Annotated in this window: 24 protein-coding genes, 1 tRNA gene and 2 pseudogenes; 10 read left to right on the top strand and 17 right to left on the bottom strand. The window is 50.0% G+C overall.

The window, feature by feature from the left end; genetic code table 11:
- Positions 1 to 220 precede the first annotated feature (220 nt).
- Positions 221 to 1,585, top strand: coding sequence for a YecA family protein (locus tag ACJ77P_RS11755; protein ID WP_408998329.1), 1,365 nt, complete (start codon positions 221 to 223; stop codon positions 1,583 to 1,585).
- 193 nt (positions 1,586 to 1,778) lie between these two features.
- Here ACJ77P_RS11755 and ACJ77P_RS11750 read toward each other — a convergent pair whose 3' ends face one another.
- From ACJ77P_RS11750 to ACJ77P_RS11715, 8 genes and pseudogenes are all read right to left on the bottom strand, one after another.
- Positions 1,779 to 2,396 (bottom strand): DNA-3-methyladenine glycosylase I, encoded by a 618-nt coding sequence (locus tag ACJ77P_RS11750; protein ID WP_367359831.1) that lies wholly within the window; start codon positions 2,394 to 2,396, stop codon positions 1,779 to 1,781.
- Between the two features lie 48 nt (positions 2,397 to 2,444).
- Positions 2,445 to 2,795, bottom strand: a pseudogene (locus ACJ77P_RS11745) (SAM-dependent methyltransferase); the annotation flags it as partial.
- A 74-nt stretch (positions 2,796 to 2,869) separates the two neighbouring features.
- Positions 2,870 to 3,457 carry a hypothetical protein gene (locus ACJ77P_RS11740; RefSeq protein ID WP_408998328.1) on the bottom strand — a complete coding sequence of 196 codons (588 nt, stop codon included), beginning with the start codon at positions 3,455 to 3,457 and terminating at the stop codon, positions 2,870 to 2,872.
- Positions 3,458 to 3,613: 156 nt separating this feature from the next.
- Positions 3,614 to 4,360, bottom strand: coding sequence for an SAM-dependent methyltransferase (locus ACJ77P_RS11735; RefSeq protein WP_408998327.1), 747 nt, complete (start codon positions 4,358 to 4,360; stop codon positions 3,614 to 3,616).
- A gap of 141 nt (positions 4,361 to 4,501) precedes the next feature.
- The gene (locus ACJ77P_RS11730) at positions 4,502 to 5,104 is read right to left on the bottom strand and encodes an Eco29kI family restriction endonuclease (RefSeq protein WP_408998326.1); all 603 of its coding nucleotides are present in this window, start codon (positions 5,102 to 5,104) and stop codon (positions 4,502 to 4,504) included.
- On the bottom strand, positions 5,104 to 6,309 hold the full coding sequence (locus ACJ77P_RS11725) for a DNA cytosine methyltransferase (protein WP_408998325.1): 1,206 nt from the start codon (positions 6,307 to 6,309) through the stop codon (positions 5,104 to 5,106). Before ACJ77P_RS11725 ends, ACJ77P_RS11730 begins: the two co-directional genes overlap by 1 nt.
- Positions 6,296 to 6,733 (bottom strand): very short patch repair endonuclease, encoded by a 438-nt coding sequence (locus tag ACJ77P_RS11720; protein ID WP_408998324.1) that lies wholly within the window; start codon positions 6,731 to 6,733, stop codon positions 6,296 to 6,298. Before ACJ77P_RS11720 ends, ACJ77P_RS11725 begins: the two co-directional genes overlap by 14 nt.
- Positions 6,734 to 6,769: 36 nt before the next feature.
- Positions 6,770 to 7,327, bottom strand: coding sequence for a hypothetical protein (locus ACJ77P_RS11715; protein WP_367359828.1), 558 nt, complete (start codon positions 7,325 to 7,327; stop codon positions 6,770 to 6,772).
- Between the two features lie 162 nt (positions 7,328 to 7,489).
- Between ACJ77P_RS11715 and ACJ77P_RS11710 the strand changes: the two are divergent.
- A pseudogene (locus tag ACJ77P_RS11710) lies at positions 7,490 to 8,213 on the top strand (integron integrase).
- 243 nt (positions 8,214 to 8,456) lie between these two features.
- Complete coding sequence (locus ACJ77P_RS11705; RefSeq protein WP_408998323.1) at positions 8,457 to 10,583, top strand: acetate--CoA ligase family protein; 2,127 nt, start codon at positions 8,457 to 8,459, stop codon at positions 10,581 to 10,583.
- A 104-nt stretch (positions 10,584 to 10,687) separates the two neighbouring features.
- Here ACJ77P_RS11705 and ACJ77P_RS11700 read toward each other — a convergent pair whose 3' ends face one another.
- Positions 10,688 to 11,623 (bottom strand): bifunctional riboflavin kinase/FAD synthetase, encoded by a 936-nt coding sequence (locus ACJ77P_RS11700; RefSeq protein WP_408998322.1) that lies wholly within the window; start codon positions 11,621 to 11,623, stop codon positions 10,688 to 10,690.
- 180 nt (positions 11,624 to 11,803) lie between these two features.
- Between ACJ77P_RS11700 and ACJ77P_RS11695 the strand changes: the two genes are divergently transcribed.
- Positions 11,804 to 11,890: transfer RNA gene (locus ACJ77P_RS11695), tRNA-Leu, on the top strand.
- A 69-nt stretch (positions 11,891 to 11,959) separates the two neighbouring features.
- Here ACJ77P_RS11695 and ACJ77P_RS11690 read toward each other — a convergent pair.
- The 3 genes from ACJ77P_RS11690 to ACJ77P_RS11680 form a co-directional block, all read right to left on the bottom strand.
- Positions 11,960 to 13,105 (bottom strand): integrase, encoded by a 1,146-nt coding sequence (locus ACJ77P_RS11690; protein WP_408998321.1) that lies wholly within the window; start codon positions 13,103 to 13,105, stop codon positions 11,960 to 11,962.
- Between the two features lie 145 nt (positions 13,106 to 13,250).
- The gene (locus ACJ77P_RS11685) at positions 13,251 to 13,502 is read right to left on the bottom strand and encodes a hypothetical protein (protein ID WP_408998320.1); all 252 of its coding nucleotides are present in this window, start codon (positions 13,500 to 13,502) and stop codon (positions 13,251 to 13,253) included.
- Positions 13,503 to 13,519: 17 nt separating this feature from the next.
- Positions 13,520 to 14,146 carry a recombinase family protein gene (locus tag ACJ77P_RS11680; protein ID WP_408998319.1) on the bottom strand — a complete coding sequence of 209 codons (627 nt, stop codon included), beginning with the start codon at positions 14,144 to 14,146 and terminating at the stop codon, positions 13,520 to 13,522.
- 413 nt (positions 14,147 to 14,559) lie between these two features.
- Here ACJ77P_RS11680 and ACJ77P_RS11675 point away from each other — a divergent pair, with 413 nt between their 5' ends.
- Both ACJ77P_RS11675 and ACJ77P_RS11670 read left to right on the top strand, forming a co-directional pair.
- Positions 14,560 to 15,171 carry a PEP-CTERM sorting domain-containing protein gene (locus tag ACJ77P_RS11675; RefSeq protein ID WP_408998318.1) on the top strand — a complete coding sequence of 204 codons (612 nt, stop codon included), beginning with the start codon at positions 14,560 to 14,562 and terminating at the stop codon, positions 15,169 to 15,171.
- A 171-nt stretch (positions 15,172 to 15,342) separates the two neighbouring features.
- Complete coding sequence (locus ACJ77P_RS11670) at positions 15,343 to 16,275, top strand: TIR domain-containing protein (RefSeq protein ID WP_408998317.1); 933 nt, start codon at positions 15,343 to 15,345, stop codon at positions 16,273 to 16,275.
- 949 nt (positions 16,276 to 17,224) lie between these two features.
- Here the strand turns inward: ACJ77P_RS11670 and ACJ77P_RS11665 are convergent.
- The 3 genes from ACJ77P_RS11665 to ACJ77P_RS11655 all read right to left on the bottom strand — a co-directional run bounded on the left by ACJ77P_RS11665 (position 17,225) and on the right by ACJ77P_RS11655 (position 18,962).
- Positions 17,225 to 17,926 carry a hypothetical protein gene (locus ACJ77P_RS11665; RefSeq protein ID WP_408998316.1) on the bottom strand — a complete coding sequence of 234 codons (702 nt, stop codon included), beginning with the start codon at positions 17,924 to 17,926 and terminating at the stop codon, positions 17,225 to 17,227.
- Between the two features lie 171 nt (positions 17,927 to 18,097).
- Positions 18,098 to 18,316: a helix-turn-helix transcriptional regulator gene (locus tag ACJ77P_RS11660; protein ID WP_408998315.1), complete on the bottom strand. Its 219-nt coding sequence runs from the start codon at positions 18,314 to 18,316 to the stop codon at positions 18,098 to 18,100.
- 55 nt (positions 18,317 to 18,371) lie between these two features.
- Positions 18,372 to 18,962: a hypothetical protein gene (locus tag ACJ77P_RS11655; protein WP_408998314.1), complete on the bottom strand. Its 591-nt coding sequence runs from the start codon at positions 18,960 to 18,962 to the stop codon at positions 18,372 to 18,374.
- Between the two features lie 541 nt (positions 18,963 to 19,503).
- Between ACJ77P_RS11655 and ACJ77P_RS11650 the strand changes: the two genes are divergently transcribed.
- Positions 19,504 to 20,400, top strand: a complete 897-nt coding sequence (locus tag ACJ77P_RS11650; RefSeq protein WP_408998313.1) for a radical SAM protein — start codon at positions 19,504 to 19,506, stop codon at positions 20,398 to 20,400.
- 210 nt (positions 20,401 to 20,610) lie between these two features.
- Here the strand turns inward: ACJ77P_RS11650 and ACJ77P_RS11645 are convergent, their stop codons facing one another.
- The gene (locus ACJ77P_RS11645; protein ID WP_408998312.1) at positions 20,611 to 21,384 is read right to left on the bottom strand and encodes a class I SAM-dependent methyltransferase; all 774 of its coding nucleotides are present in this window, start codon (positions 21,382 to 21,384) and stop codon (positions 20,611 to 20,613) included.
- 69 nt (positions 21,385 to 21,453) lie between these two features.
- Positions 21,454 to 22,893, bottom strand: a complete 1,440-nt coding sequence (locus tag ACJ77P_RS11640; RefSeq protein WP_408998311.1) for an META domain-containing protein — start codon at positions 22,891 to 22,893, stop codon at positions 21,454 to 21,456.
- Positions 22,894 to 23,349: 456 nt separating this feature from the next.
- On the opposite strand from ACJ77P_RS11640, the gene trpD reads away from it, so the two are divergent.
- Genes trpD through ACJ77P_RS11625 form a run of 3 tightly spaced genes read left to right on the top strand, consistent with a single transcriptional unit; the run spans position 23,350 to position 26,139 of the window.
- Positions 23,350 to 24,696, top strand: coding sequence for an anthranilate phosphoribosyltransferase (gene trpD, locus ACJ77P_RS11635; protein WP_367359822.1), 1,347 nt, complete (start codon positions 23,350 to 23,352; stop codon positions 24,694 to 24,696).
- Positions 24,686 to 25,447, top strand: a complete 762-nt coding sequence (locus ACJ77P_RS11630) for an indole-3-glycerol-phosphate synthase (RefSeq protein WP_408998310.1) — start codon at positions 24,686 to 24,688, stop codon at positions 25,445 to 25,447. Before trpD ends, ACJ77P_RS11630 begins: the two co-directional genes overlap by 11 nt.
- On the top strand, positions 25,444 to 26,139 hold the full coding sequence (locus tag ACJ77P_RS11625; RefSeq protein ID WP_408998309.1) for a phosphoribosylanthranilate isomerase: 696 nt from the start codon (positions 25,444 to 25,446) through the stop codon (positions 26,137 to 26,139). The genes ACJ77P_RS11630 and ACJ77P_RS11625 overlap by 4 nt, the downstream gene beginning before the upstream one ends.
- Positions 26,140 to 26,228 lie beyond the last annotated feature (89 nt).

Here is a 26,228-nt window from a genome sequence, read left to right as displayed (position 1 = left end):
CCATTTCCAATGCCAAATCTTTTTTTAACAAATTCGGCTTATAATCCGTTACAATCCAAATCCTTCCAAGATGAACGTTGGCGGGACCTTGTTGGGTTCATGATCCCTCTTGGAAAAAAAGCCGCTTGATGCTAGACAAGGCGGTGAATTCCTTCCGCAGCGTTAAAAAATAGACAAGGGCCTCATTTTAAATACATTTACCATGCAAGGTTGAAATCATATGAATAAAATCGGCCGTAACGACCTCTGCCCCTGCGGCAGCGGAAAAAAATACAAGAAGTGCTGCCTGGCAAAGGATGACCAGTTTGCGTCGCGTCGTCGTGACGAAGAACGGGCCATACAAACAGCCCTTTCATGGTTGGAAGAGCATTATCCTGAAGAAGCCAGCGAAGCCGTGCGTATTGATTTCATGGACGGGCCTGATGAAGGGAAATTGGACGCCATTGATGACCTGTCACCACGACTTGCCCAGGCCCTATCCATAAATATCGGCGAGTGGCTGCTGGCGGATGCGGTACTGGATGTCAACGGTAAAGACATCAAGGCGCACGAGCTGATTCTCGGCAAAGGCGGGCCGCTGCTGACATCCCGTGGCAGGGAGTGGATTCGGGAACTGGCAAAGCACCCCTTGTCGCTGTATGAGGTGAAAGAGGTGATCAAAGACCAGGGCCTGGTTCTGACAGACATGCTTCATCCCGACCAACCGCCGGTACGGGTCAGGGAAAGGGCGGCCACCGGCTTTTTAGTGCCATGGGATACCTTGGGCACCCGTCTGATGTGGCAGGACGACAGTTTTGTCATGAGCGGTGCGACGTATCTCATGGAGAGGGAGACGGCCCTTGACTGCCTGGCTGAGATCAAAAGCGAGCGGGAGCATGAATCTGGTGATCCCGCGATTGATCGTTACATCACGGCCAGCATCATTATCAACTGCTGGCTTGACTCTATCCTGGAGATAAGAACGCTTCCCGAACTGGTTGACATGTCAACCGGAGACAAAATCCTGCTGACCACCGATCATTACCGGGTGGCAGACTGGAAAGAGGTTGAGCGTATCCTTGAAGCACAGGAAGATGTCGACGGCGATCGTGACGAAGGCTGGAACCGGTTTGAAGAACTGGAGGATGGGCGGTGCCGCTCCCGCGCTTCCATGGTGCCAAAGGGACCGGACACCCTGGAGGTTTTTTGCCGTACAACGAAATTGGCCGACGAAGCACGGCAGTGGCTGGAAGAAATCGCCGGAAGTGTCATCACTTACAAAATCCGCGAGGTCGTCGATCCCCGTTCGGAAAAAGCCCTTGATGCAGCAAAACTTGCGCCGGAGCCTGACATCCCGCAGGAAATTCAGCGCCAGCTCATCCACCAGTACCTTGCCAAGCACTACGAAACCTGGCCGGAAATTGCACTGCCTGCTCTGAAGGGGAAATCCCCTCTTGAGGCGGTGAAAGACAAGAAGCTGCGTCCATTGGTGGTCGAACTGCTAAAAGCCATCGATCAGCTCGAGGCGCGCCGTATCGATCAGACTGGCGGAGAACCCTTTGACGTCACTTTTCTCTGGGAGAGACTGGGATTGAGGAGAGAATAAAAATTTTCTATGGCAGAAGACCCGTCAGCCAGGGAGAATATTGCTCTTCCAAAACTGAGAGACAACGAATAAGGATTGAACCGACCCTGCGGGCTCGTCTCAGTCCTTATTCGTTCGAGCCCCTTGCGGCGAGAGACATCAATAGCGAAGCTTGCACCCGTTCGCGCCGCCGCAGGCGGCGCGAACGGGAAAATCAGCGGGAGGCAGGCGCAGCCAGCCGGTCCCCTGTATTGATTTGCTGGGCCATTTGCTTCACTTCAGCATGGCGAAAACAGTAAACGACGTGGTCATTCACCATGCCGACCGCCTGCATAAATGAATAGCAGATCGTTGAACCAACGAAGTTGAACCCGCGGCGTTTCAGGTCCTTGCTCATCGCGTCTGATTGATAAGTCCGTGCCGGCAGTTCCGCTATCGATTTCCAATGATTCTGATAGGGCGTTCCGTCCACATACTGCCAGAGAAATGCGGCCAGCGTCCCATACTCCTCTTTTATCTTTAGTACACCCCGTGCATTCTTGATCGCCGATTCTATTTTGAGGCGGTTCCGTACGATGCCGGGGTTGGTGAGCAAGCGTTGGACATCCCGCTCAGAATAAGCGGCTACTTTCTCGGGATCAAAGGAATGGAAAGATTTTCGGTAGTTCTCTCGCTTTTTGAGTATAGTCAACCAACTCAGTCCTGCCTGTGCCCCTTCTAAGAGCAGCATTTCGAATAGGTACCGGTCATCATGAGCAGGCACACCCCACTCCTCATCATGGTAAGTCATGTAAAGAGGATTGTTTCCACTCCATTCACATCTGCATTTCATCCAGTTCTCCCAGCAAGCCCAACGCCTGCATTAAGACACGCCAACGCATCACCGCGCCATCAGCGCGAACACACCCCAGCCCAGGTATTCACGCGTGTAAGCGGCGCAGCGCGCGGGTTTCGAGGTCAGTTGGGCACGAACTTCTTTCGCGAACTCGCCGCCGGGATCGGCTTCAAGCCATCGGCGCATGGTGAGCCATTTGGCCGCCTCGTATCTGTCCCAGCTGTCCTGGTCTGCCAGAACCATTTCCACGACGTCGCAGCCGAGGTGGCCGAAAGACGCGAGAAGTTCCGGAAGCAGGAGAATGTCGGAGATTGAGTTGGCAAGACACCCCTTGGCAACATCTTCCGTCGGCGGCAACTGCCGCCAGTAGGGCTCGCCGATGAGGACCCGCTTGCCGGGTGGTTTGGGGAGGGGAGAGAAAATCTCCCCCTTATCCGATTAGAATATGCCGCAATGATTACCAGCTCAATCTACCCTATATCAATAAACCAGAGAGTATAGCTGCCACCCTGTTTATTGTCGCTGTCGCCATCAAGTTTCAGCCCCTCTTTAGACAGAATCCCATCGGTAAGGGTGAGCTTGAACTCGCAGTCAGGGTCATATTTACAGATGTCAAATCTACTGCTACTCTGCTGTACCCATTTGAATTCCCGGTCGTTTATCCAGATAATCTGTCCGGGTGAGTTTGCAGCCTTGGGAAAGTCGAATATCACGGTACTGCCCGCAATGACGGTATTCCGGTCCATATCCGTATTGAAACGAACAGTGATGGAGAACTTCATGCCGTCATAACCCAGGTGGTGGCTCATGGAGGGATATATCACCCTGGGAAGGACAGCATTGGCAAACTTGGCTGCGTTCTTGTCAATATGATCGGCCTTTAAGGGAGCCGTCTGCCGTATGTTCGTCCCACTTTTCACTTTCCCGGGAATAGCCTTCTGGGTTTCCACTGCCTTTTTATCCTTCAGTAAATCAGGATTCTGAAGTTCTGCAGCAACAGCATAGGTGATACCGACAATACACAGTGCCATCACAACCGATAAAACAAGTTTCCTCATTATAGCCTCCTTTGCTGTTTGAATTCAGTTTGCTTTCTTTCCAACGATCCCTGCAACCGGCTTGTTGGGCAAACCTTGCAATAGCCATCGCCCACGCCCTTTCAAAGAACTGTGGGTGAACATTCACTCCCCGGCTACGACCCGGTAATACCCTCATCACCGCGCCATCAACGCGAACACGCCCCAGCCCAGGTATTCACGCGTGTAAGCGGTGTAACGCTCGGGTTCCGAGGTCAGTTGGGCTCGAACATCTTTCGCGAACTCGTCGCCGGGGTTGGCTTCAAGCCATCGGCGCATGGTGAGCCACTTGGCCGCCTCGTATCTGTCCCAGCTGTCCTGGTCTGCCAGAACCATTTCCACGATGTCGTAGCCAAGGTGGCCGAAAGACGCGAGAAGTTCCGGAAGCAGGAGAAAGTCGGAGATTGATCCGGCAAGACACCCCCTGGCAACATCTTCCGACGGCGGCAACTGCCGCCAGTAGGGCTCACCGATGAGGATGATCCCTCCGGGGCGCAGGCTTTGTGCCAGAAGTTCGATGGTGCCGGCGACTCCCCCGGCGATCCACGTGGCGCCGACACAGGCTGCCACACCGGCTTTCTCGTCAGAGACGTAGCCCGCAGCATCGCCATGGATGAACCTGACTTGATCGGCGACACCGAGTTCTACAGCGCGGAGTTTCGCTTGCTCGGTGAACAACCGGCTCATGTCGATGCCAGTACCGATGACGCCGTGATCGCGTGCCCAGGTGCACAGCATTTCGCCCGAACCGCTGCCGAGGTCGAGCACCCGGGTCCCCGTTTCCAGACGCAGCGCCGTGCCGAGAGTGGCGAGCTTTTCGGGTGTGAACGGGTTATGGATGCGGTGAGCACTTTCGGTGATGTTGAAGATCCGTGGAATATCCAATGCAGAAAATCTCCTTATGGGTGTGAATAGATTCGGTCAGGGCCTAACGATCCGCATAAGCCGCGCCGGCCAATGACCTTGCCGCGAAGCGCCTCGACCAGCTTACCGGCGTCGGTCTTGATGCGGTTGTTGGGCAGTCTTTTATGTTGTTTCCCTGAAGAATTCTTCTATTTCCGTCCTGATTTGTTCCGCCGTTTCAGAGCGGCTTTGACATTTTTCAACCCACGTTCTCCCTGGGTGAATGGTGTCCCAACGGGAACACAATTGATTGTATCTCCCCTTTCCAGGGTCATGATTGCCAAAACCGTCAATAAGTTTATTCCAGATAGGACTAAATTTTGCGATTAATAAAGCCTCGCCAAGTGGAATCCATATGTCATCCACAACGAGATATCGACATAAAAAATCTTCAATATTTAGATTGGTTGCTTGTGCAATGCTTTCGGCATGCTCTTGCAGCCGCTTATATAAAGCGAGTCCTGGGTCTGAGTTTAAACCAAAATTGCCTTTGCGTGCTCCAGGCGGAACTGCTTTGCCGACATATATTGGAATTTCCTTACAGTTTTCTATTGAAATTGGTTTGTATATTGATGAATTGCCTCGATAATAAATTGCATAGATTCCTGCCCCTATGAACGGCTCGATAGCTTGCATTAAAATTTTTTCTTTAGACAACAATGCGTCAGCCACACTCTCTCCAAGATGCACCTTGTCAAGTGGGTTGTATGGCGTTTCTTCCCTCATTAGTTCAGCCCTTTAATCTTATTACACAGGTCAATTTCCCTGTTTCGCACAAGTTCTTTTGCGATACTTGCCCCAACGGTTTTTGCGAGAATAACTGGAACGGCATTGCCAAGTTGACGCATCGTTTCCGTCCACGAACCATGAAAACGGTAACAGTCTGGAAATGTCTGTAATCTAGCAGACTCCCTGACAGTAAAATAACGGACAGAGCCATCGGGCAGCACCATCATGTTCTCCCCACCAGGAACGCCGTGGTCACCTGCTTTTAACGTTTTTGAAGGTAAATCCAGTGGACTACCGGTATGCCCGTGATAAGTTTTTGCCCCCGCCTGAAAGGTGTGGTTGAAATATACCCTTGCCTCGGAGCTTTGAGGGTCTGGCAAACCAAAAAGCGCATCTCTTGTGGTTCGCCAGGGCTTGCTTTCCGTGCCGGGCAGAACAGCTTGACGAAGTTTGTTAACCTTATGAAGATATTTTTCTGGCATTAATGGCCTTTTTTTTGATGAGACATTATGACGTTCCCAATATTCACCCGTTATCCATTGATCATGCAACAGTGCATCAAGAGAGTGAGTTTCTAGAGGAAAACACCATGCTCTATTTTGGTCAGATCGGAAGCCAACTATAAAAACGCGTTCTCGCTGCTGAGGAACACCAAAGTTTGCAGCATTAAGAAGACGAGCCACGACGTTGTAATGAAGTCCGTGCATGTTTCCATGTGTTTTATGTTTTTCGAGTCTGGACAAATGTTGATTCCATGACTCATTGTCTTTTCTTGCCACTTCTGGATATGAAAGTTGAAGCAATATATACAGAAAATAGTTTGCGAAAGATTCTCTTGTGATTCCTTTTACATTTTCAAAAACAAAAGCTCTTGGCGCCAGTTTTCTGACAATATCAACCGCAGCGGGAAACATATCCCGCTTGTCTTGAAATGCTTTGTGCTTTCCTCCAAGTGAAAATGGTTGACATGGTGGGCCACCAGACACCAAATCAATGTCATTTAGTTGTGAAAAATCGAAAGTACGAACATCACCTTCATGAACTTCCCAACCTTGCACCAAGGGATAACCAGATTTTTTATTTTCCCGTATTGTGTCGCAAGCCCATTTATCCCACTCAATAACAACCGAAGGTTCGAACCCCACTAGGCTCAAACCAAGGCCCAACCCGCCGCTACCGGCAAATAGTTCAATGGATTTCATTTGTTTCCTCGCACATCGGAGATAAAAAATTCGTAATTTTTTCTTTCATCTTATCTTGATTGCCTATTTCGCATTCCCAAATTACTAAAAAACTCCATCCCATGTCATGCAATAATTTTTGGTTTTTCTGATCTCGAAGTTTATTGCTTTCAAGTTTTGGCAGCCAAAAATCAAGCCGCGATTTTGGAAGGCGGGCCAGTTTACAGTTTTCATGCCTATGCCAATAACAACCATGTATAAATATCACTTTCTTTTTAGATTTGAATACAAGATCAGGTTTCCCAGGAAGTTTATTGCCATGCAACCGGTAACGATATCCAAGGCCATAAACCATACTACGAACAAGCATCTCGGGTTTGGTGTTTTTATTTTTCACCAAGGCCATTCGCTTGCTTCTTTCAGCTTTATCGAGCGTGTCAACCATCGTTCATTTGTTCGCCCAACCGGAATTGAGCCGGCGCTAGCGATCGGCTCCAATGTCTTGTTGGACGCCCTGTTTCCGTCTGTTATTCCAAACGTATAGCTCCCATTTCGACAAGGACATCTTCGGCCCAGTTCGCTGAATGTGTGCCTGGATGCGCTCAATCGCATCACGGTAGTCTTCGATATCATCCATTTTCGTCCACTTTGTTCGCCTGTCGCCAATCTCGGCGAGGACTATGCTGTCGATAGGACAATGGGGTGGTTCGGGAATCCAACCGTAACACCAAAGCAGTTTCAGGTATATATTCACCGCCTTCTGTGCGATGCCGACGCGAAAGCGTCCGTTCTTCAGAATATGGCCGTGTTTGTCCGACATTCCTTTTGCAACGCCAGCTATCGTCCGCAAATGCTTCTCTGACGAGACATTTTGCTGATACTGAGTCTCGATTCGGCGTAGATATCCCTCAAGATCACGTTTGAGCTGGTCCTTTAAACCATCGTCTTTCCCATCGCTGTAAATGAGGGCGCGCTGAAACGCAGCACCTATCGCGTTGAACAAAGCCGTCTGGCGTAGAAACTCCTTCCGATCTGTCATTTCATATCCTGTCCAACATCGTGTAGACTGCCTCATGTCGGTCTTATAAAACCGCTTAGATTGAAATAAATTGCAAAAACATCATTACATAAGAGGTATGTTGACTGTCAAACGAATACTATAGAGATATAAAAATACCGCAGGTGGTTGTGCTAACCTAAAATTGATCAGGTCAGAGACATCATCCGAAAGAAGCATTACTCCATCCGAACCAAACAGGCTTACGTGGATTGGATGAAACGATATATCTTTTTCAACGATAAACGACATCCAAAAGATATGGGCGCGAAGGAAATATCCGCGTTTCTTTCATATCTGGCGAGAGACAGGAACGTTTCAGCCAGCACTCAGAATCAGGCTCTTAATGCGCTCGTGTTTCTTTATAAACAGGTTCTTGGAATAGATATCGGGGATCTGGGGCCGACAGAGCGGGCCAAAAAACCGGAACGTCTTCCCACTGTCATGTCCCGTGAGGAAGTCGGACTCCTCCTTGCCGCTATGACGGGAACTTATCAACCGATGGCCAAGCTGCTTTATGGTTGCGGTTTGCGTCTCATGGAATGCGCGCTTTTACGGGTGAAGGATATCGATTTCGATCAAAACCACATCATCATCCGGGACGGTAAAGGGATGAAGGATCGATCAACGATGCTTCCGGAGCAATTAAAACCGCATATATCTCAACAGATTGGTAGGGTTAAGGTTCTCCACGACCAGGATTTGCGAAGCGGCCTTGGGTGCGTTTATTTGCCCTTTGCACTGGAAAGAAAGTATCCGCACGGTTCAGGAACTCCTCGGCCATAAAAAGGTAACAACGACGATGATCTATACTCATGTGATGAAGAAGGGCGGCCTGGATGTCCGAAGTCCGCTGGATACGTTGTGAAGGCGCCTGCGAAATGCCGAAGCAGCCTCCGCGGGTGTGCCGGACGTTCTTGTCAGACAAACACCGGCAACGGCACGTTTTTCCGTCTGACAAAAAAAAGGGGGAGGCGCTGATAGAAACACTTTCAACCACGTGTTAGGTTGCCTCAACAACGTGATCCTGGACATCGTTTTTTCGGTCCGGTGAACTTTGTACCCCATACGCCAGTACAGTCAAAGGAAAGGATTGGAGGAGGTTAACATCATGGATTCTCGGACAGGGGAAACAGGTGTCAGTGTTACGTCGGGAGAGGAATGCCGGGCTATTTTCAGCCAGGCCATCGGGGAAAACCGCACCTACCTGATGGAGCACGAATGCAAGGAAATCCTCGAAAGCATGGGGATTGCCACGACGGGTTTTCTGGTGGCCGGTTCCGAGGATGAAGCCGTCGAGATGAGCAACAAGCTGGGTTATCCCGTGGTCTTGAAAATCGTCTCCCCGGACGTGGTTCATAAAACCGATTCGGGCGGGGTCAAGTTGAATCTCGCGGATGAGGATGCCGTTCGAGCCGCCTATGGGGAGATCGTCGGGGCCTTCAAATATCAGCACATCATCGGCGTTGCCGTCCAGAAAATGGCTGATCCCGGAGTGGAGGCGATTATCGGCGTCACCCGCGATCCCAACTTCGGTCCCGTTCTGATGTTCGGCCTCGGGGGGATTTTTGTGGAGGTCCTGAAGGATGTCACCTTTCGGGTGCTGCCCGTGACGCTTCAGGATATCGACGAGATGATCCAGGAAATCAAGGGATACCCCCTGTTGAAGGGATATCGGGGCAAGGCGGTGGATATTGATGCCCTGAAGAACCTGCTGCTCAAGATTTCCGAATTGGTCCTCACCTTTCCGGAAATCCGGGAGCTGGATCTCAACCCGGTTTTCCTCTATCCCCGGGGAAACATGACCGTCGATGCCCGGATGTTTGTGAGCCCTGTGCCGGAGACGGCACCCCAGCAGTCATCGGGGAACACCGTGGAGCAGATGCGGACCCTCTTCTATCCGGGCAGCATCGCCGTTCTCGGGGCGACCAGCGTCGAGGGGAAGCTGGGCTATAATGTCTTCCGCAATCTCCTCTTTCATAAATTTGCGGGGAAGCTCTATCCCATCAACCCGAAAAGCGAGTCTGTCCAGGGGGTGAAGGCTTACCGGAGCATTACCGAGGTCCCCGATCCGGTGGACCTGGCGATTGTCCTTGTCCCGGCTTCAGCCGCCGTGACAGCGGTTGAAGAGTGCTGCAGAAAAGGCGTGAAGATCATCGTCGTGGAGACGGCTGGATTTGCCGAAACCGGCGCGGACGGAAAGGCCGCCCAGGAGAGAATCCGGGAGATCATCAAGGCCCACGGATGCCGGCTGCTGGGCCCCAACTGCTCCGGCGTGATCAACACCCATGTGGGGAACGTCCAATCCATCGGATTGGTGGAAGAGGTGGAAAAGGGGAACATCGGGATGACGGCCCAGGCCGGCGTTTATGCGGCGGGGATCCTCACCGGGCTGCGCCACGTGATGAATTTCGGGATTGTCGCCACCATCGGGAACAAGATGGACATCAGTGAAACGGACATCCTGGAATATCTCGGCAGCGACGATCACATCGATGTCGTGGCCATGTACATGGAGGACGTGAAGAGCGGTAGACGGTTTATCGATGTCGCCAGCAAGGTTACGGAAAAGAAACCCGTCATTGCCCTGAAGGGCGGACGTACGGCGGCGGGAACAAAAGTCGTCTCCTCCCACACGGCCTCCCTGGCCGGCAACGACGAAATCAACAGCGCCGCCTTCCGGCAGAGCGGGATCATCCGGGCCAGGGACAACGAGCATCTCTTCGGTTTGCTCAAAGCCTTCGCCCGACAGCCCCTTCCTCGAGGGGACGGCATCCTGGTGATCACCTACACCGGTTCACTGGGGGTTGCGGCTACGGATACGCTGTATCTCAACGGCATGCGCCTGGCCGAGCTGGAACCGGAGCTGAAGGAGCGCCTCAAGGGAATTCTCCCGGATTATGTCACCTCGTTGAATCCTGTCGATTATTCCTTCAGCATGGACGCCGAGCAGCTGCGCAAGACCATCGAGCTTGGAATTGTAAGTGAGGACGTGGGCGGCCTGATTGTGGTCCTGCAGGGAGAAATTCTGGGGTCCTTCGTGGACACGCTCCGATCGATCGACTATAAGGGTAAACCCATCCTGAGCTGCGTGGCCGTCAAGGAATTCATGATGGAAGACGTGATCCGGATGGAAAAGGCCGGGTTCCCGGTTTATTCCACGGTGGAAATGGCGGCGGAGATTCTAGCCGACATGTATCGGTACAGTCTGAGAAAAGATCGACAAGCACAAGCCTAGTCACATTTGTGCTTCTCTTCCCTTCCGCCGGTTTCCTCCCAAGCCGGCGGAAGGCCCTTCCTCTTTTCAGGGGGTCGAGGCGGCGGCACCGCTGCCGTCGTGCTTCACGAAACGTGCGGCTTCAAGATGTCCCTGGCCCGGGCGACATCCTGGCGAATCCGGTTCGCCAGGGACTCCGGACCGTCAAAGCGGATCTCGTCACGGATTCTGTCGATGAAGAAAATTTCCAGTTCCTCCCTGTAAAGGTCTGCTGAAAAATCCAGAATATGGAGCTCCACGGTCTGGTCCTGGTTCTCGAAGGTGGGATTGTGCCCGATATTGAGGACACCCTGGTGGCGTGTTCCCTTCCGTTCGGCGATGACGGCGTAAACGCCCTCCGGCGGCAGAAGGTCTTTCTCCGGTTCCAGGTTGGCCGTGGGAAACCCCAGCCCGATACCCCGGCGGTACCCTTCGGTTACCCGTCCCTTGACATTGTAGGGCCGCCCCAGGAGAGCCCCCGCCGTCTTCACATCCCCCTCACAGATCGAGTTGCGTATCTGGGTGCTGCTGATGACGATTTCCCCCACTTTGACGGCATTGGTCACATCCACCTGGAAACCGAGTTTTTTCCCGAAGCGGGTCAGATACTCCTCGCTCCCCTCCTTGCCCCGGCCGAAGGTGTAATCGTGGCCGATGAAGATTTTCCGGATTCTCAACTGCTCCCAGAGAATCCCGCAGACGAAATCCTTTGCCGTCGTCTTCGAGAATTCGAGAGAAAAAGGGATCAGCATGACGGCGTCAATCTGAAGGGATTCGATGAGCTTCAACTTCTCTTCCAGGGTTGTGAGCAGGTAGAAGGGGCGTTTTTCCGGATGGAGAACACTCTTGGGATGCGGGTCAAAGGTGATGACCACCGCTTTGCTCTGGTATTGCCTCGCCTCTTCGACAACCTTCCGGAAAATCTGCTGGTGGCCGAGATGGACCCCGTCGAAGTTACCGATGGTGGCGACTGCGCCCTTGAATTCGTCCGACACACTGTCAAAGCTGTTAATGATCTTCATGGTGATTCTGTTCCCGTGGCATCTCCTGGTGATATTTTTAGAGAATGAATACGATGTAAGCTCAGCGGAGGTTCTTAGCACTATCGGCATAATTTTGAAACTCAATTTTGCTTGACAAGGCCAAAAGGATCATTGTAAAAAAGCACCTGCTTCCGGATAGGGAGCTCCGGACTTACGGATGCCGAAGTGGCGGAATTGGTAGACGCGCTAGGTTCAGGGTCTAGTGGGTGTAGGCCTGTCCGGGTTCAAATCCCGGCTTCGGCACCAAATAAAAACAATAGGTTAGCTCACAATGAGCTAGCCTTTTTTGTTGCCTGAAATGGCTTAGTCACTATTTTAGTCACTATTTCCGAAAAATGTCTCCACCTGCTTCATGGCTTGATGAATATCTTGATCATCGATAGTATTGTAACGATCAAACATCTCTCTTGTTGAATGCCCTGTAATTGCCATAATGACGGATTCTGAAACACCGGCCTTTCTCATGTTCGTGTTGGCAGTGTGACGGTAATCATGAAAGATAAATCCCTCCTTTTGAAATCTACCATAAGGTATATTTGCTTTATCACAGGCATTTTTCAAAGCTGTCCGTATGTCTTTAACGGGTTTTCCCTTGAACAAAAAAACGTGATCATCATGAATTGCCCTTGGTATTTTTTTAAATACCGCATAAAGTTCATTACAGATGGGAATTTTTCGTGCTTCACGATCCTTTGTGTCCGATGCTTCCAAACAGATAAATCGATTTTTCAAATCAACCTTATTCCAAGTCAGCCCCAGGATTTCACCCCTTCGCATTCCGGTATAGTAAGCGGTCATCATAATTTGCTGAATATGCGGGGATGCATTGGCTAACAGATTCTTAAATTCATCATGAGTTAGAATCTTGTTTCTTGCGTTTCCGTTCCGCTTCACTAACTTTTTCATTTTCTTGAATGTTCGTATTGTATCACCACTCACAATGTCATTATCAAATGCCTTGAATACCATAGTTTTTGCTGAACCTATTTCGTGATCAATAGTAGCATCAGCACAGCCTTCTTTTCTTCGCTTCTCTCGCAGATTTTCCAAATCTGCTGGTTTGATTTTACTGACAATCATGTGACCATATTCAGAATTGAATTTCCTAAGATAAACCTGAAGGATTGAATACGAAGCAAGTACCTTCACTGATTCAAGTTTTAGATACCATGTTGTCAGTTCAGAAAATGTCATTTTGCTTTCTGGCTTAATATCAAAGAAGCGATTTTCCTTTTTCTCGACTTTCTTTTTCCCCTCAGCTGCTTGTGCAGCTTTGATTGAATAGCCGATAGATTCACGGACTCTCTTTCTTTTTCCATCACTCGAAATGTAATAATAATCTCTCCAATACTTAACCCGATTAGATCCTTTTGCTTTCACAAGATCCACTCCACAAGAGCAGATTCGATTTTTTGCTGATTGTTTCTTCCGGCATACTGGACATTCTGCAAAAATAGCCATATTTCCTCCACCATATTGCCTTCTATTTGAACAACAGGATAATAGCCAGTAATGTTACTTTTCCGATTTTTGGGAAAAAATTTGTGGTCAGGTGCCCCCCGACACCCTCAAAATTTTCTTTTGAGATAGATGGAGACGTACCCCCCTACCTGATGATTCCTCTTCTGTCTTTGTTGTTCGCTTCAAGTTTCTTGTAATAGTTTGGGTCACCGTCTTCCAGCGGGTCATACTCTTTCTCTTTGTCTTTATCTCTTTCGATTAATCGGCTGTAGGCATTCACAAGTTTAGCAAGGGAGTCCAGTTTGTCAGCACCCGATCCACCTTTCTTATCCTTTATGTCTTTACATATCCGATTGATTGCGGATTCAAGATTCTTCACCACTGTCTGTGTATTCATGATTGATACCCTCCTTGCTACCCTCTTGCAGCAACATCCAACCTGTTCTTATCAATCCAATTGTAAAGATTAACAGCGGAGCTTCCGTATTTGCTGGCTACCCGTTTCTTCGGCACTCCGTTTCTGAGCAGGGCAATGATTTCTTCTTGATGTTCATCCAGTTTGCTCTTCCCCGGTCCTTTCGGTCTTCCTAATGTCACACCCGATTCCTTTTTCACTCTCAGTGCTTCTTTTGTTCTTGAGCTTATCAAGTCTCTTTCAATCTCCGCAGCCATTGAAAACACCATCAATATGATCTTGCTCTCCATGCTATTGTCTAAAGTCCAGTTGTTCTTAATTGCATAGATGTTGATTCCTTTTTCTTTTGCCTCTTGAATGATTTCTAAAATATCAAGCATTGATCGTCCAAGTCGGCTCAGTTCCGGGACTATCAGCCAGTCATCCTTTCCCAATTGATCGATGACTTCTTTAATCCGTCTTCTTTTCCATGACACTTTTCCGGAAACGACTTCCTGAACAAAGTGGACTTTCCCTAAATCGTGATCATTGGCATAAGTAAGAATGTCAGCTTTGTTCTTTTCCAAATCCTGATTGATCGTGCTGACTCTCAGATAGCCAATCACTTTACGCGGCTTTTCGTTCATGAATATTCCCTCTCTTTCCGTAAGTGGTGGATAATTAAAAGAAAACGTCTGTTACTGACTTTTTCTTTAAAGCCGTATTAAACGAAAGTCAAGGGATTTATTAGTATATTGGTATAAGATAATTATGTTCGTTTATACTTTATGCTTGTGGATGCTTGGAATCTTGAAGAAATGAAAATACTCAAAATAACGACATTTAATGAGATTTGACTTAAAATCAAAAAATATTTGCAGCCGGTTATTATATCAAAACGCAAATGTGCACATCATCATTACTTAAGGATGATACAGACCAATCCTTACCCTTACAAATATTAGTTTATTTTTACTATAAGATAAGTATTTTAACGGATTGCGTGATGCTGTGTTATCTGGTATTTGTTATTCCAAACTTATAAATGGAGGGTGGCATCATGAGAAATTTAAAATTCTTATTTATTGTTTTTATCCTGATACTTATGCCGAGTGTCGCTAGGAGTAACACAATATTTATTGATTTCACGGACGTTAATCTCTGGAGCGGGGCTAACGGGACGACTTCATATACACAAAATTATGGAAACTTTGATGTGGTGATTAATAGCTATGCCGGAAACATCAATTATAACTTACCACCATTCAATGTTAGCACTAGTGGGATAGAACTAACCGCACCCTTTATCGATGACTCACAATTAACAATAAATTTTCGCCAAATCAATAGCGCTGGAATAGACTACCCCGTACATCTCATTGGCTATTCATATCTCAATTTCGACCAAGGTGACGGTGCTCGTGTTGAAGTGACACGTCTAGGCCCCAATGCCATCTTCTATGACTATGGAAGTGCTGGCTATTATTCTAGAGGAGCAATAAACGAATACGTGGGGACTGGGATTAAATTCTGTGCCATGTCAGGAGATTTTTCATTATCTGGAGTTTGGGTAGAAGCAAACACATATAGTGTTCCTGAACCAGCTACTATACTGCTTTATGGTCTTGGGTTGATCGGATTGGTAAGTGTGAGGAGAAAATTCCCAAATTAACCCTAGTTTCAGCAAATTTCTTAACGACGGTTTATAAAATGGGAGGGAAAGGTAGGGTTAAATGTCTCTGCCTTTTTGTACACGCTGCAGATTTACTCGTAAAGTACGCATTATCCTGAGGTGCCTTAATTTATCAGACCTCTCTATAAAATAGGAGCGTGAACTTTTTAGATGGAGCCAATATTCGATGCTTTTATATGTCACGCCAGCGAGGACAAAGAAGATGTTGTACGGCCCTTGGCTCGAATGCTTGCAGGAACCGGACTCAACATTTGGTATGATGAATTTTCTTTAAAATTGGGGGACTCTCTAAGGCAGAGCATAGAAAAAGGTCTAGCGAATTCCCGATATGGAATAGTGGTAATCAGCCACCATTTCTTTGAAAAGGGCTGGCCGCAAGCTGAATTAAATGGGCTTTTTGCAAGAGAAATGATGGGTGAGAAGATTATAGTACCAATCTGGTTCAATATTGAATATGCAGACATTGTGAAAATATCTCCTATTATAGCAGACAAATATGCGGCAAAAATATCTGACGGTCTAGATAGGGTTGTTGAACAGTTGCTCGATGTTTTAGAACCCACACTCCTCCATGTAAGCAAAAACAATCTTATTACATCGATAGCACCAAATAATTTTCGACTTCAGGGTGGTGATTGGTCAGTAAAGACTTCAGTGTTCGTTTCCAATCGAAGTGAAAGCACTCTATATGCATTAAGTATTAAGCTTACAATACAAAGCGATAATTATAGTGCTAAAGATGTGCATGTCGATATTGTTGGGGATCAAGGCACTGATGTTAAAGCAAGTCCCGGGTTACCTCCTGTTTCTGGTGATAGCATCATATTCGACGGTATTGATTCAGAACGACATGAGGCATTATTGGTGATACTCTCCAAAATTGCACCAAAGCAGAATCGAGAAATCATATTTTCTGGTAGAAGGACTTTAAAAAAGACAGAAGAGGCATTGGCTAGCGTTAAAATATGCGATTTCAACACAGAACCTGTTGAGTTCTTTATGGAATGCCAAGGGAAGGTCGCATTCAAATTCCAAGTTCCTGAAACCTTTACAATGAAGAGTATAAGATGGAAAAAGGCCTAAATGAGCCACACATCGTTCTGGCTTCTAGTGCTGTCAAGCTTCAGCCATACGATGAGTATCAGAATGCTTTAACATTTTTCAGGCATTTCCAAAAAGATGATATACACAGCCCCCTTTTCAGAAGATCGTTCAAGGAAAGGCAGGTTACCAGCGTCAGAAGGGGCATTTTGATGTAAAATTAGACAAGATTTTCAAGCAGAGAATTTGTTATGATTATCCAGCACCGCTGGAACTTGGAAGTCAGGAAAGATCCACCACCGGAAGAATGAGAAGCCATCCAAGATGGAACCATCAAAGTAGCAACCCCGGAATATTTGCCCTCATGAGCAGGAAGCTCCATGAAGTACCAAGCAACCAAATCCATCAAATGAATTTTTTTCAGGAAAACTCAGGCTCCATATGTGTCATAGCAGAATATTCATGTCTTCAATCGTTCTTGATGGAATCGTGCTGTATAGCGCAAATTTGATCAGCTAGAATCAGGATTTCACATCAAAGAAGACAAGTTTTTTCAATGAAGCGCAAATCCATTTTTTGAGCAGAGTGGATCACTGGTTGATCGGCAACCCGCTCCTATCTCGAAAATATTTTAAATCTAAAAAATCCTTCCTGATAAAAAACTTCCCGGAGGGTAAGTACGTCCAAGGACCGGCTTGCCGGTCTACGGACGTCTTTACTAATGATTTAAAAGATATGGACATGGTTAATAAACATAGTTGTTGAAGTTCATGATAATGAACGAAACATGTTTTGCAAACATGTCCATATCTTTTAAATCATTAGACGAATAAACTTATTTTATTTACGTTTTGATTAGAAACGACAATTATTCTGTAATTACATCTATTTATAAATATTCTCAATATATCGATCAATAAAAAGCCCTGATGAACACTGAGTTTCCTAAAGATCGATATATTGAGTCGATATATTCAATATATCGACATTGTCAGTATTTAAAATTTCTCAACGCTTGCAGATGATCTTTTTGATTGAGGATACGGTCTTTTTTCCATCTTCCTAAGGTATCCACTTTGCGAAAATATCCATCAATGTACAGCATAGCTCTGTTATGTGTCTGTAGCTGACCAACCATGTCAAGAATTCCAATATCACCGAAGGCTTGCAGGTATTTCTGCATCGTTTTTTGGCTTATCCCTAAAGCTTCCTCTGCTCTCCTGAAAAAATCCTTATTGACAATGACATGGGACCATTTCCTTATCTCGACTCCGTTCTTTGTTTTTGCCTCGAATGTACTCCAATTTTCAACCTTTATGGAGTCATCATGCTTGCCTTCTTTATCAATGAAATTGATGATGTCCAGAAGCTTCGGATATCGTTTTATTATTTCTTTTATTTTGCTGTCGTTGACAATCCATTTTCTGTTGTATGGATAAGCATCCTTTTGCCAAATTTCACCATTGGACTTGCATTCTTCAATAAATTCATCAAGTTTCTTTGAGACGAATTTAGCAAAATCGGTGTTGGCCTTCGTCCTGAAGTGTTTCAGTGTATCTTTTTGAGATTCATTTTCAAAGGATTCTTCATCGTTTTCTAGCGCATTACCGGTTTTGATGCCGAATTCTAAACGGCTATTTTCAATATGCTCTGCAAGGAATTGGTCCTTGAAGTTGCTCCAATACTGTTCCATCGGATCATTTCCTCTCGTATGTAGTGGTTTTGCATCGGATCTTTAATCCTTACCTTGTGACGTTATAATAGATGTCGTTCCCGGGTGTCCGTCATCCATAAGATACCGAATCATAACAAATACCGGCAAAACTTCAGCCCGCGCTTTTTACAGATAAACATTATTGCTTATCTACGCAGCATCTTTAAGAGATTCTATGTAACTTTCTACGTCTCTGATATCGAACCTTAACAGTCTTCCTACTCGTCGAGGTTTGATGGGAAAGGGGTTTTTAGCCTTTCTCCCTGTTCCGTTGTAAATTGTACGTGGAGAGATACCCAGAACAGCCGCAACTTCCTCCAGTGTTAAAAGCCTTTTAGGACTGCCACATTCAATTTTATAGTATGTCATGTTTTCACCAAAAGCGTGCGCATTGCAAGTTACACACTTATTTTATACAAAAAAATTATACCTCTAACAATGCAGCTTCAACATCGTTTCTTAATTTGCTGAAATTGACTATATAGATTGAATTCCAATCTTTATTTTTCTCAAACAGAACGGCCTTCATATAAGACCACCAGTTTTCATAATTTTCATAGTTGTCGTCGTGCGTAATAACAGGGTATTTGTCTCTTTTGTTAATGAATTTGTCATCTATTAGAATCTTCTCAACAAAGAAAAGTTGATGGACATCGCCCGCGTTGTAATCTGTTATAAGTACCGATGATTTAATCTGTTTATCATCGTTTTTTCCGATGAGTATTTGAAACACCACATACAAGATTTTTGTAATGTCGCTTTCCGCATCAATATTTTCTGTGAAGTCTTTGACATAAATAGCGGCAACGTGCCTATTGAAACCTTCATCGAGCATCCTCCGAAAGAGTTCAACACCGTACACATCCACAATGCTGAATATGTGCTTTGTCCCAGGTCCAACGCCCTTATGGATGCTTGGTGTAACAAACCCTTCGTCAATCCAGACCCTGAGACGTTCTTTCTTGATAAAAAGAGCTTTTGAAATATCGTTTGTGGAATAGTCCTTTTCGGTCATAGATTACCACGTAAGTATGTGTGTTACACACAACCTACCATGCTTCCAGGTTTAGTGTCAATATAAAAATGAAAAAGATGAAAAATTTTTACGGATTTGGTATGGGAGAGGAACTTAGTCACTAAATAGTCACTAAACGAAAGGATATATCCTCAAAATTTGATTATTTTACTTCTATATCATTCTGTTTCTGGAATTAATATAACTATATAATATATAAATGAAATACATTTTTGCTCCTCTTCTTTTGATTTACTTCTTTTTGCAATGGAACTATCTTCAGGGTCTAGTGGGTGTAGGCCTGTCCGGGTTCAAATCCCGGCTTCGGCACCATTTTAAAAATCTGACATGATGGGGATTTAGATCTGATTTCTAAGTCCCCATTCTTGTTTCTGGAGCGGCGGAAAAAGAGGGGGCCGTGTTTACATCTCCGGGTGTCGTGCATAAATTAAGGGCACTGAACGAAAAAGCCCGGTAAAGGTCGCCTATCCAGGCGGAAGGCGGTCTTTCAGCCATGATGTCAAAGTTAAGGAGGTTTCTGGTGAGTATTTTTTCCGAAGACGAAGGGATGCACTACGAGGGGTTTTGTATCCGGCCGCCAAGCGAGGCGGACAGCATCCTCCTGCAGGTAACTCTCGGCTGCTCCCACAACCGCTGCACCTTTTGCGGCACATACCGTGACAAGGGCTTTCGGATCAAGGATAATGATATCATCCTGAGCGACATCCGCTACGCGGCGCGCCATATGTCCCACAATAACCGCCTGTTCCTGATGGACGGAGACGCCCTGATCATCCCCCAGAAAAGGCTGATGTGGATCCTGGGGCAGATTGAAGAGCACCTGCCCCGGGTTCAGCAGGTGGGCGCCTATGCAAACGTAAAGAGCATCAAGAAGAAGACCAGTGAGGAACTGGAGGAGCTGCGCCGGCACAATCTCCGCATTCTTTATCTGGGGGTGGAAACCGGTGACGATGAGATCCGGGAGGCAATCCAGAAGGGTTCCGACGCTGCGACCTGCATTGAGATGGGACGGAAATTGAAGGAGGCGGGCATCCAGGTGTGGGTGACGGTTCTGCTGGGGATCGGCGGGCGGGAAAAATCCCTCCGGCACGCCCGGGCGACGGGCGAACTGCTCAGCGCCATGGACCCGGATTTTGTGGGGGCGTTGACCGTGATGCTCATTCCCGGGACGCCGCTTCATGAGGATTATCTCCACGGCAGATTTGAACTTCCCGATCAGGCCGGACTTCTGATGGAGCTGCGGGAGATGATCGCCCACACCAATTTGAGCCGGGGGTATTTTTTCTCGAACCACGCCTCAAACTATCTGCCGATCAAGGCGAAATTCCCCGGCGGGAAGCAGAAGGCCCTCGATCTGATCGATGCGGCCCTGCGTGGGGACGTCCGCTTGAAGCCGGAATGGATGCGGGCGCTGTAGGACGCCGGCAGAGATCTCTCGAAGGGAAGGGGCGTAAAGTCAAGAAGCGTTTCGTTACGGGCCTGGCAGGCTGTTCCTGAGTGCATCGACGGGCAACAGGCCCGGGTAACCGGAAAGGTGTTTTGGGCGGGCCATTGATATCCGATCGATCCCGCCGAGCCTGGTTTTCAGCGTTTGATGTCGCGGCGGTGAAGGGATGCGCCCATTTCTTCAAATCTTTTTCCCGATATAGAAAACATACCCGTAAAACTCTTTATATATCTCATAGAGCCTGGCTTCATGCCGTTCGTTTTCTACGAGCTCTTCGGCCGTTTTGTTGCCGGCATGCTTTTTTAGAAATTTCTCCTGTGCAGAAACCTGCGGGGCATAAAAATGTTCCGTCCAGCAGTTTTCAGGCTCGACAAACGTCGCTGTCGGGATATATCCGGCTTTTTCCATTTGTCCGACTTTATGGGAGATGATGTCGATTTCCGGATAAGCATCTTGCCAGTACCGTTCGATTTCGACGGGCCGCCTTCGCGTGAACCAGGACGCTTCTGAAACGGCAAGATACCCACCTGGTTTCAGGAACTTCCGCCATTCGCTTATGCCCCGCTCAAACCCGATATTATAGATCGCCCCTTCCGACCAGATCAGATCCAGTTCTTCCTTCTGGAAAGCAAGATGTTCCATGGAGCCGACGATGCCCCGCACTCTGTCTTGGAGATTCCGTTTCCGGCTGTTGGCGTTGAAGATATCGATGAAGTCGGCAAACAAATCAATGCCTGTAATGTGCCCCGGTGCATGTTCAGCGAGCACCATTGTCTGGCCGCCGGTTCCACAGCCGATATCGGCAATATGTGACTCCCCTGTCAGGTTGTCAATAAAGCTCAGGGCTTTAAGCGTTACTTCGGGGCTTCCGGGTCCCTGCCGTTCTACGCTTGAAAAATATTCGCAGATCAATTCGAAATCGAACTCATGGATGGATTTGTTTTCCTCGCTCATTCCTCATCCTTTATCTTCCCTGTGGAATATGATCGGTGCCGTGAACCAGGATCGAATCCCGCGGATCGGTCATTTCTCCTGCAGTGCGACCGCCTCGAACCGCGCGATCACAGTGCCGGCTGCATCCAGGAGCTCGAGGTGGCTGCCCCGGATGCGGTAGCACGCCACATGCTTCAGCGTCTCGATGAGCCGCTTTTCCTGATCCATGCCATCCGGGCAGGACATCCTGGTCGACGCCATGCGGCCGAAACGCAGCCTGTCACCGTCGAGCTCGATGCTGCCGATGATGCGGTTGCAACCGCCGCTTCCGGTGACGCGCAATGCATCGGCGGCAAAGATCAGATGCGCTTCGCGCTGCTTCGTGGCCGCAGTCGCGGGATATTCGCCCAGGCGCACAAGCTTCCAATAGGTGCCGCGCAGGGGGCTGTCAGCCAGCGGATTGCCGCAGCTTTCACGAGGCCAGACAGCGACAAACCGCTCAATCACCAGTGTGGTTTGGGCCGGGCGGCCCTCCTCCATCGACGGACGCTGCGTGATGAGACCTTCCAGGCTTGCCAGCACGGGTTGTCCCGGTTGTGGGGTAGACTTCTGATACGCGGCTTCGAGGGCCTTGTAATCGCCCTCCATCGCCACCGGCAGCCGCCGGCCGTCGACGCAGAGCGTAATGGCGGCGGCATCGGCCATGTAGGTGAACATGCCGGTGAGCATCAGCCTCGGCTCGATGAGGCGGGGTTCGGGCAGCCGGAGCAAGCGGTCGTTATGGCCGGATTCGATGGGCCGGCCGAGAAGATCGAGCTTGCGAAGCGCCGCACCGTCCTTGAGCGGCATGAGGAAAACCAGGGCCTCGCGTCCGCCGCGCAGCACGATGCGTCCTGATTTGTCGCGCGTCCAGCGGCCGATGTCATCGTAGCGGTTCGGCTCAGGCCGGCCGACGTGGATCGTGCGCAGTTGGTAGCGCCCTTCGGGCAGCAGGTCCACGTGCCACACAACGGGGTTTCCGGCACCGGGCAGTTCGCCCTCGTAGGAGGCGGGCAGAACGCCGAGGTCGTCAGTCATCGAGCCCGGCTGCCGTCCGCCGCGGACGGACACCATCTGTATGTGCAGCGGCGCGTTGCGGCCGTCGAGCACCGGGTGGATCCGATCGGTAGTGAACAGCAGCCGTCTCTGGTGCCTGATGGTCGCGCGGACGGTGTAGCGGTGGCCCGATTGCACGGCGGCATCGTCGTAGACAATCGCGAACCGGAATGGCGGCTGCCCGGACGGAGCCAACGTGCTGCGGCCGAGTACCACGGCCGGCGCATCCGCTCTCGAGATTTCCTGCAGCTCAGCCTCAAACACCGCATCGGCCGGCAACGCGATGCGCTCCCGATAGGTTGCGGTGCCCTGCAGGGTGCCGGCCCATGCCGTGCTGAAAACCATAACCCCTGACCAGATCAGCGCACAGGCGGCCAACCGCCAGGGGAGCCTGACCAAGGTTGTCCTCCAGACCACGATCATGTATCTGCTCATTTTCCCCTCCTTGTTGCGGAACCGTGGGGCAGTGTCATACGTCCGGGAGTCATCCGATCTGCCCCTCTCCGACCCTGTCTGCTGATTAACTTTTTTTCAATATAAAATACTTGACAGGGAAAATAAATTTTAATTAAAAGGGCGATCGGGAAGGGTGAAGGAAAACCATGAAACACGTTTTCAACAGCGAAAAGGCCATCCAGTTCTGGTGGTGGACCGCCATATCCGGGTCCGCCAGCGTGACTTTCCTTTGCTATTGAGCCGCATCAAATAAAACAGCAAGGGGCCGTAGGCAGATCCACTGCCTGCGGCCTTTTTTTATCCAATGGGAGCTGGCTTGCCCTGGCGTTCGCTCCAATCCCATGACCGGGTGGAGGGAACTCTCTTTGGATGCAGAGGGTGTTTCCCGGCGCAGCGTCGCCGACAGACAGGTTATTTTCACAGGAGGGTATGTTGATGATTACAGCACTGGTTCTTTTCAAGGCAGAGAAGGGAAAAATCTCCGGGCTGGCCAACAAGGTGGGAGCCATCGACGAGGTCGTTGAAGTCCTGTCGATAACCGGCGAGTATGATCTGATGGCCAAGATTCAGGTCCAGGACTACGAAAATCTGGCGGACATCGTGACGGAGAAGATGCAGAATATGGAGGGCGTTCTGTCGACGAGGACCATGATGGCCTTTAAGACCTATAAGTTCCATGAACTCATCGTGGGCGCTCCTTCGGCATTGATCATGCCGGAGGACGCTCCGGAGACGGCCATGGTGCTGGAGAACGGCAAGAAGACGATCGCGCCGATCCTTGCCAAGCTGACGGAGCACTTCAACCTCGATAAAAATGAAATCAATAACGTGATCGATGCCATCAACGCCGGGCAGTTGTCCGACGTGCAGATTGCCGGATTTCTGGTCGGTCTTCTGTGCAAGGGGCCCAGCATCAAGGAAGTGGCCCACATCGCCCAGGCCATGCGCCGAAACTGTGTGCCCATCAAGGTCTCCACGACAGCGGAACTCACGGACACATGCGGGACCGGAGGCGGGTTGACCACCTTCAATGTGAGCACCGCCAACGCCATCATGGCGGCCTCCGCCGGCATTCCGGTGGCCAAGCACGGCAGCCGCTCCATTTCGTCATCTTCGGGCAGCGCCGATGTCCTGGAGGCCCTGGGCGTCAACATCGACCGGACACCGGAGCAGGTGGCCCGGATGATCGAGGACATCGGGATCAGCTTCATCTATGCCCCCAATTTCCATCCCGTCATGCTCAAGGTATTTGGGCCGGAAAACCAGCTCGGCATCAAGACGATCTTTTTCACGATCATCGGCCCGCTCATCAATCCTGCCGGCGCCAGGAACCACACCATGGGCGTCTACAAGCCGGAGCTGGTTAACATGATGGCGGAAGTGGTTGCCGAGATGGATTTCAACCATGTCATCATTGCCCACGGCATGGACGGGCTGGATGAGATATCCCTGATCGGCAAGACCTCGATTGCGGAAATCAGGCAGAAGCAGATCAAGTACTATGAGTTCGTCCCGGAGGATTTCGGACTGAAGCGCTGCACGCTCAGCGATATCGCCGGCGGCGGGCCGGAGTTCAACGCCCGGGTGATTCGAAACATCTTTGCCGGCACGGAGCGCGGACCCCGCCGGGATTTCCTGGTCCTGAACAATGCCGCCACGCTCTATGTGAATGGCAAGGCGCCCAGCATCCAGGAGGGGATAGAGCTGTCCCGCTCCCTGATCGATTCCGGGGCGGCACAGAGAAAGCTCAATGAACTGGTGGAACGGTCACATGCCGGTTGACGGGAATTTCGATAGAGAAAAAATGGAAGCCCGATGCGGAGGAAGGGGCAAGCCGCCTCTGTCCGCGTCCATACGAATGCGGCAGCGCTCAGGCCTCTTCCCTGTGATCTCCGAGATCAAGGTGCGGTCTGACAAGGAGGGCGATCTCCTGCGGGGCCGCGATCCGGTGGCGCTGGCGCAGGAAATGTCACAGCGCCCTGTGGCGGGAATCAGCGTCGTGACGGAACCGGGGCACTTTGGCGGCCACATGGGCCTTCTGAAGGAGGTCGCCGCCGCGGTCGGCGTCCCCGTCCTCCACAAGGACTTCATCACCACGGAACGCCAGGTTCAGGAATCGGCCGACTGCGGCGCTTCAGCGATCCTCCTGATTACGGCCATGCTCGATCTGCGGCAGATGACGCGGCTCATAGAGGCAGCCAGGGACTGCGGCCTGGAGACTCTGGTGGAGGGACACGATGCGGCAGAGATCAGGAAGATCGAGCATCTTCCCTTCGATCTGCGCGGTATCAACAATCGGGACATCACCGTCTTCGAAGTGGACGACTCCGATGTGAGCCGGACGGAGGAGCTTGCGGGCTTCTGCCGGGGATCCCGTATCCTGATCAGTGAGAGCTCGATCCGCTCGGCGGCGGATGTCCGCCGCGCCGGCAGAAGCGGCGCCGATGCCGTTCTGGTCGGTACGGCCGTGCTGAAAGCGGAGAACGTGGGCTCTTTCCTGGACGAGCTGGTCGCTGTAGGATGGCCGGTATGACACGGATCAAGATCTGCGGCATCACGACCGTCGAAGACATCCGCCTCTGTGCGGCGGTGGGAGTTGACGATCTGGGCTTTGTGGTGGAATACCCCATCGATGTCCCCTGGAATCTTGATCGGGAGCAGGCCGGAAAGCTCATCCGCATCGTCCCCCCTTCCGTCTCGCCGGTCATTGTGGTCGGGGAGGATCCCCGGACGATCATCGAACTGACGCAACTGCTGAAGCCCCGCTCGGTGCAGCTCCACGGCAATGAACCCATTTCCGTGACGGCGGAGCTGGTGTCCGCCATCCATGCGCTCGGGGTGAAGGTCCTCAAACCGCTGCGGTTCTCCGTCGAAACGGGGAGGTGCCGATCCTCCTGTGAAGACCCTGTCGATGCCGCCCGGCAGATAGAGGATACGGGGGTGGATGGACTGGTCCTGGATTCCGTCAGCGAATCCCGGCCGGCGGGGACCGGTCGGAACATGGATTGGGGCCTCGCCCGGCGCATACGGGATCAGGTGCGGGTACCCGTTATTCTTGCCGGAGGATTGAACGCCGACAACGTTGCGAAGGCTGTCGCTGCTGTGAATCCCCACGGGGTGGACGTGATCAGCGGTGTCGAAAACCCGGTGGGGAGGAAAGATCCCGCCAGGTTGAAGGCTTTTGTGGCGGCCATCCGCTCGCTGAACGGCAGCTTGAAATCGTGAGCGGGCTCCCCGATGAGGCTGCGGACCGTGCCAACATCGTAGACCGGGGCCGGAACAGGTTGTGCGGATTTCTGATTTCTGCGCCCCGA

It is taken from the genome of Syntrophus buswellii (genome assembly GCF_046097065.1).
GTDB lineage: Bacteria > Desulfobacterota > Syntrophia > Syntrophales > Syntrophaceae > Syntrophus > Syntrophus buswellii.
The sequence above is the reverse complement of the archived record's forward strand: the minus strand, read 5'-3'. Positions and strand labels throughout refer to the sequence as shown.

What these genes read in the sequence shown, in the direction of transcription:
- ACJ77P_RS11755 (WP_408998329.1), top strand. Translation starts at nt 221, where the DNA reads ATGAATAAAATCGGCCGTAACGACCTCTGCCCCTGCGGCAGCGGAAAA.
- ACJ77P_RS11750 (WP_367359831.1), bottom strand. Translation starts at nt 2,396, where the DNA reads ATGAAATGCAGATGTGAATGGAGTGGAAACAATCCTCTTTACATGACT.
- ACJ77P_RS11740 (WP_408998328.1), bottom strand. Translation starts at nt 3,457, where the DNA reads ATGAGGAAACTTGTTTTATCGGTTGTGATGGCACTGTGTATTGTCGGT.
- ACJ77P_RS11730 (WP_408998326.1), bottom strand. Translation starts at nt 5,104, where the DNA reads ATGAGGGAAGAAACGCCATACAACCCACTTGACAAGGTGCATCTTGGA.
- ACJ77P_RS11725 (WP_408998325.1), bottom strand. Translation starts at nt 6,309, where the DNA reads ATGAAATCCATTGAACTATTTGCCGGTAGCGGCGGGTTGGGCCTTGGT.
- ACJ77P_RS11720 (WP_408998324.1), bottom strand. Translation starts at nt 6,733, where the DNA reads ATGGTTGACACGCTCGATAAAGCTGAAAGAAGCAAGCGAATGGCCTTG.
- ACJ77P_RS11715 (WP_367359828.1), bottom strand. Translation starts at nt 7,327, where the DNA reads ATGACAGATCGGAAGGAGTTTCTACGCCAGACGGCTTTGTTCAACGCG.
- ACJ77P_RS11705 (WP_408998323.1), top strand. Translation starts at nt 8,457, where the DNA reads ATGGATTCTCGGACAGGGGAAACAGGTGTCAGTGTTACGTCGGGAGAG.
- ACJ77P_RS11700 (WP_408998322.1), bottom strand. Translation starts at nt 11,623, where the DNA reads ATGAAGATCATTAACAGCTTTGACAGTGTGTCGGACGAATTCAAGGGC.
- ACJ77P_RS11690 (WP_408998321.1), bottom strand. Translation starts at nt 13,105, where the DNA reads ATGGCTATTTTTGCAGAATGTCCAGTATGCCGGAAGAAACAATCAGCA.
- ACJ77P_RS11685 (WP_408998320.1), bottom strand. Translation starts at nt 13,502, where the DNA reads ATGAATACACAGACAGTGGTGAAGAATCTTGAATCCGCAATCAATCGG.
- ACJ77P_RS11680 (WP_408998319.1), bottom strand. Translation starts at nt 14,146, where the DNA reads ATGAACGAAAAGCCGCGTAAAGTGATTGGCTATCTGAGAGTCAGCACG.
- ACJ77P_RS11675 (WP_408998318.1), top strand. Translation starts at nt 14,560, where the DNA reads ATGAGAAATTTAAAATTCTTATTTATTGTTTTTATCCTGATACTTATG.
- ACJ77P_RS11670 (WP_408998317.1), top strand. Translation starts at nt 15,343, where the DNA reads ATGGAGCCAATATTCGATGCTTTTATATGTCACGCCAGCGAGGACAAA.
- ACJ77P_RS11665 (WP_408998316.1), bottom strand. Translation starts at nt 17,926, where the DNA reads ATGGAACAGTATTGGAGCAACTTCAAGGACCAATTCCTTGCAGAGCAT.
- ACJ77P_RS11660 (WP_408998315.1), bottom strand. Translation starts at nt 18,316, where the DNA reads ATGACATACTATAAAATTGAATGTGGCAGTCCTAAAAGGCTTTTAACA.
- ACJ77P_RS11655 (WP_408998314.1), bottom strand. Translation starts at nt 18,962, where the DNA reads ATGACCGAAAAGGACTATTCCACAAACGATATTTCAAAAGCTCTTTTT.
- ACJ77P_RS11645 (WP_408998312.1), bottom strand. Translation starts at nt 21,384, where the DNA reads ATGAGCGAGGAAAACAAATCCATCCATGAGTTCGATTTCGAATTGATC.
- ACJ77P_RS11640 (WP_408998311.1), bottom strand. Translation starts at nt 22,893, where the DNA reads ATGAGCAGATACATGATCGTGGTCTGGAGGACAACCTTGGTCAGGCTC.
- trpD (WP_367359822.1), top strand. Translation starts at nt 23,350, where the DNA reads ATGATTACAGCACTGGTTCTTTTCAAGGCAGAGAAGGGAAAAATCTCC.
- ACJ77P_RS11630 (WP_408998310.1), top strand. Translation starts at nt 24,686, where the DNA reads ATGCCGGTTGACGGGAATTTCGATAGAGAAAAAATGGAAGCCCGATGC.
- ACJ77P_RS11625 (WP_408998309.1), top strand. Translation starts at nt 25,444, where the DNA reads ATGACACGGATCAAGATCTGCGGCATCACGACCGTCGAAGACATCCGC.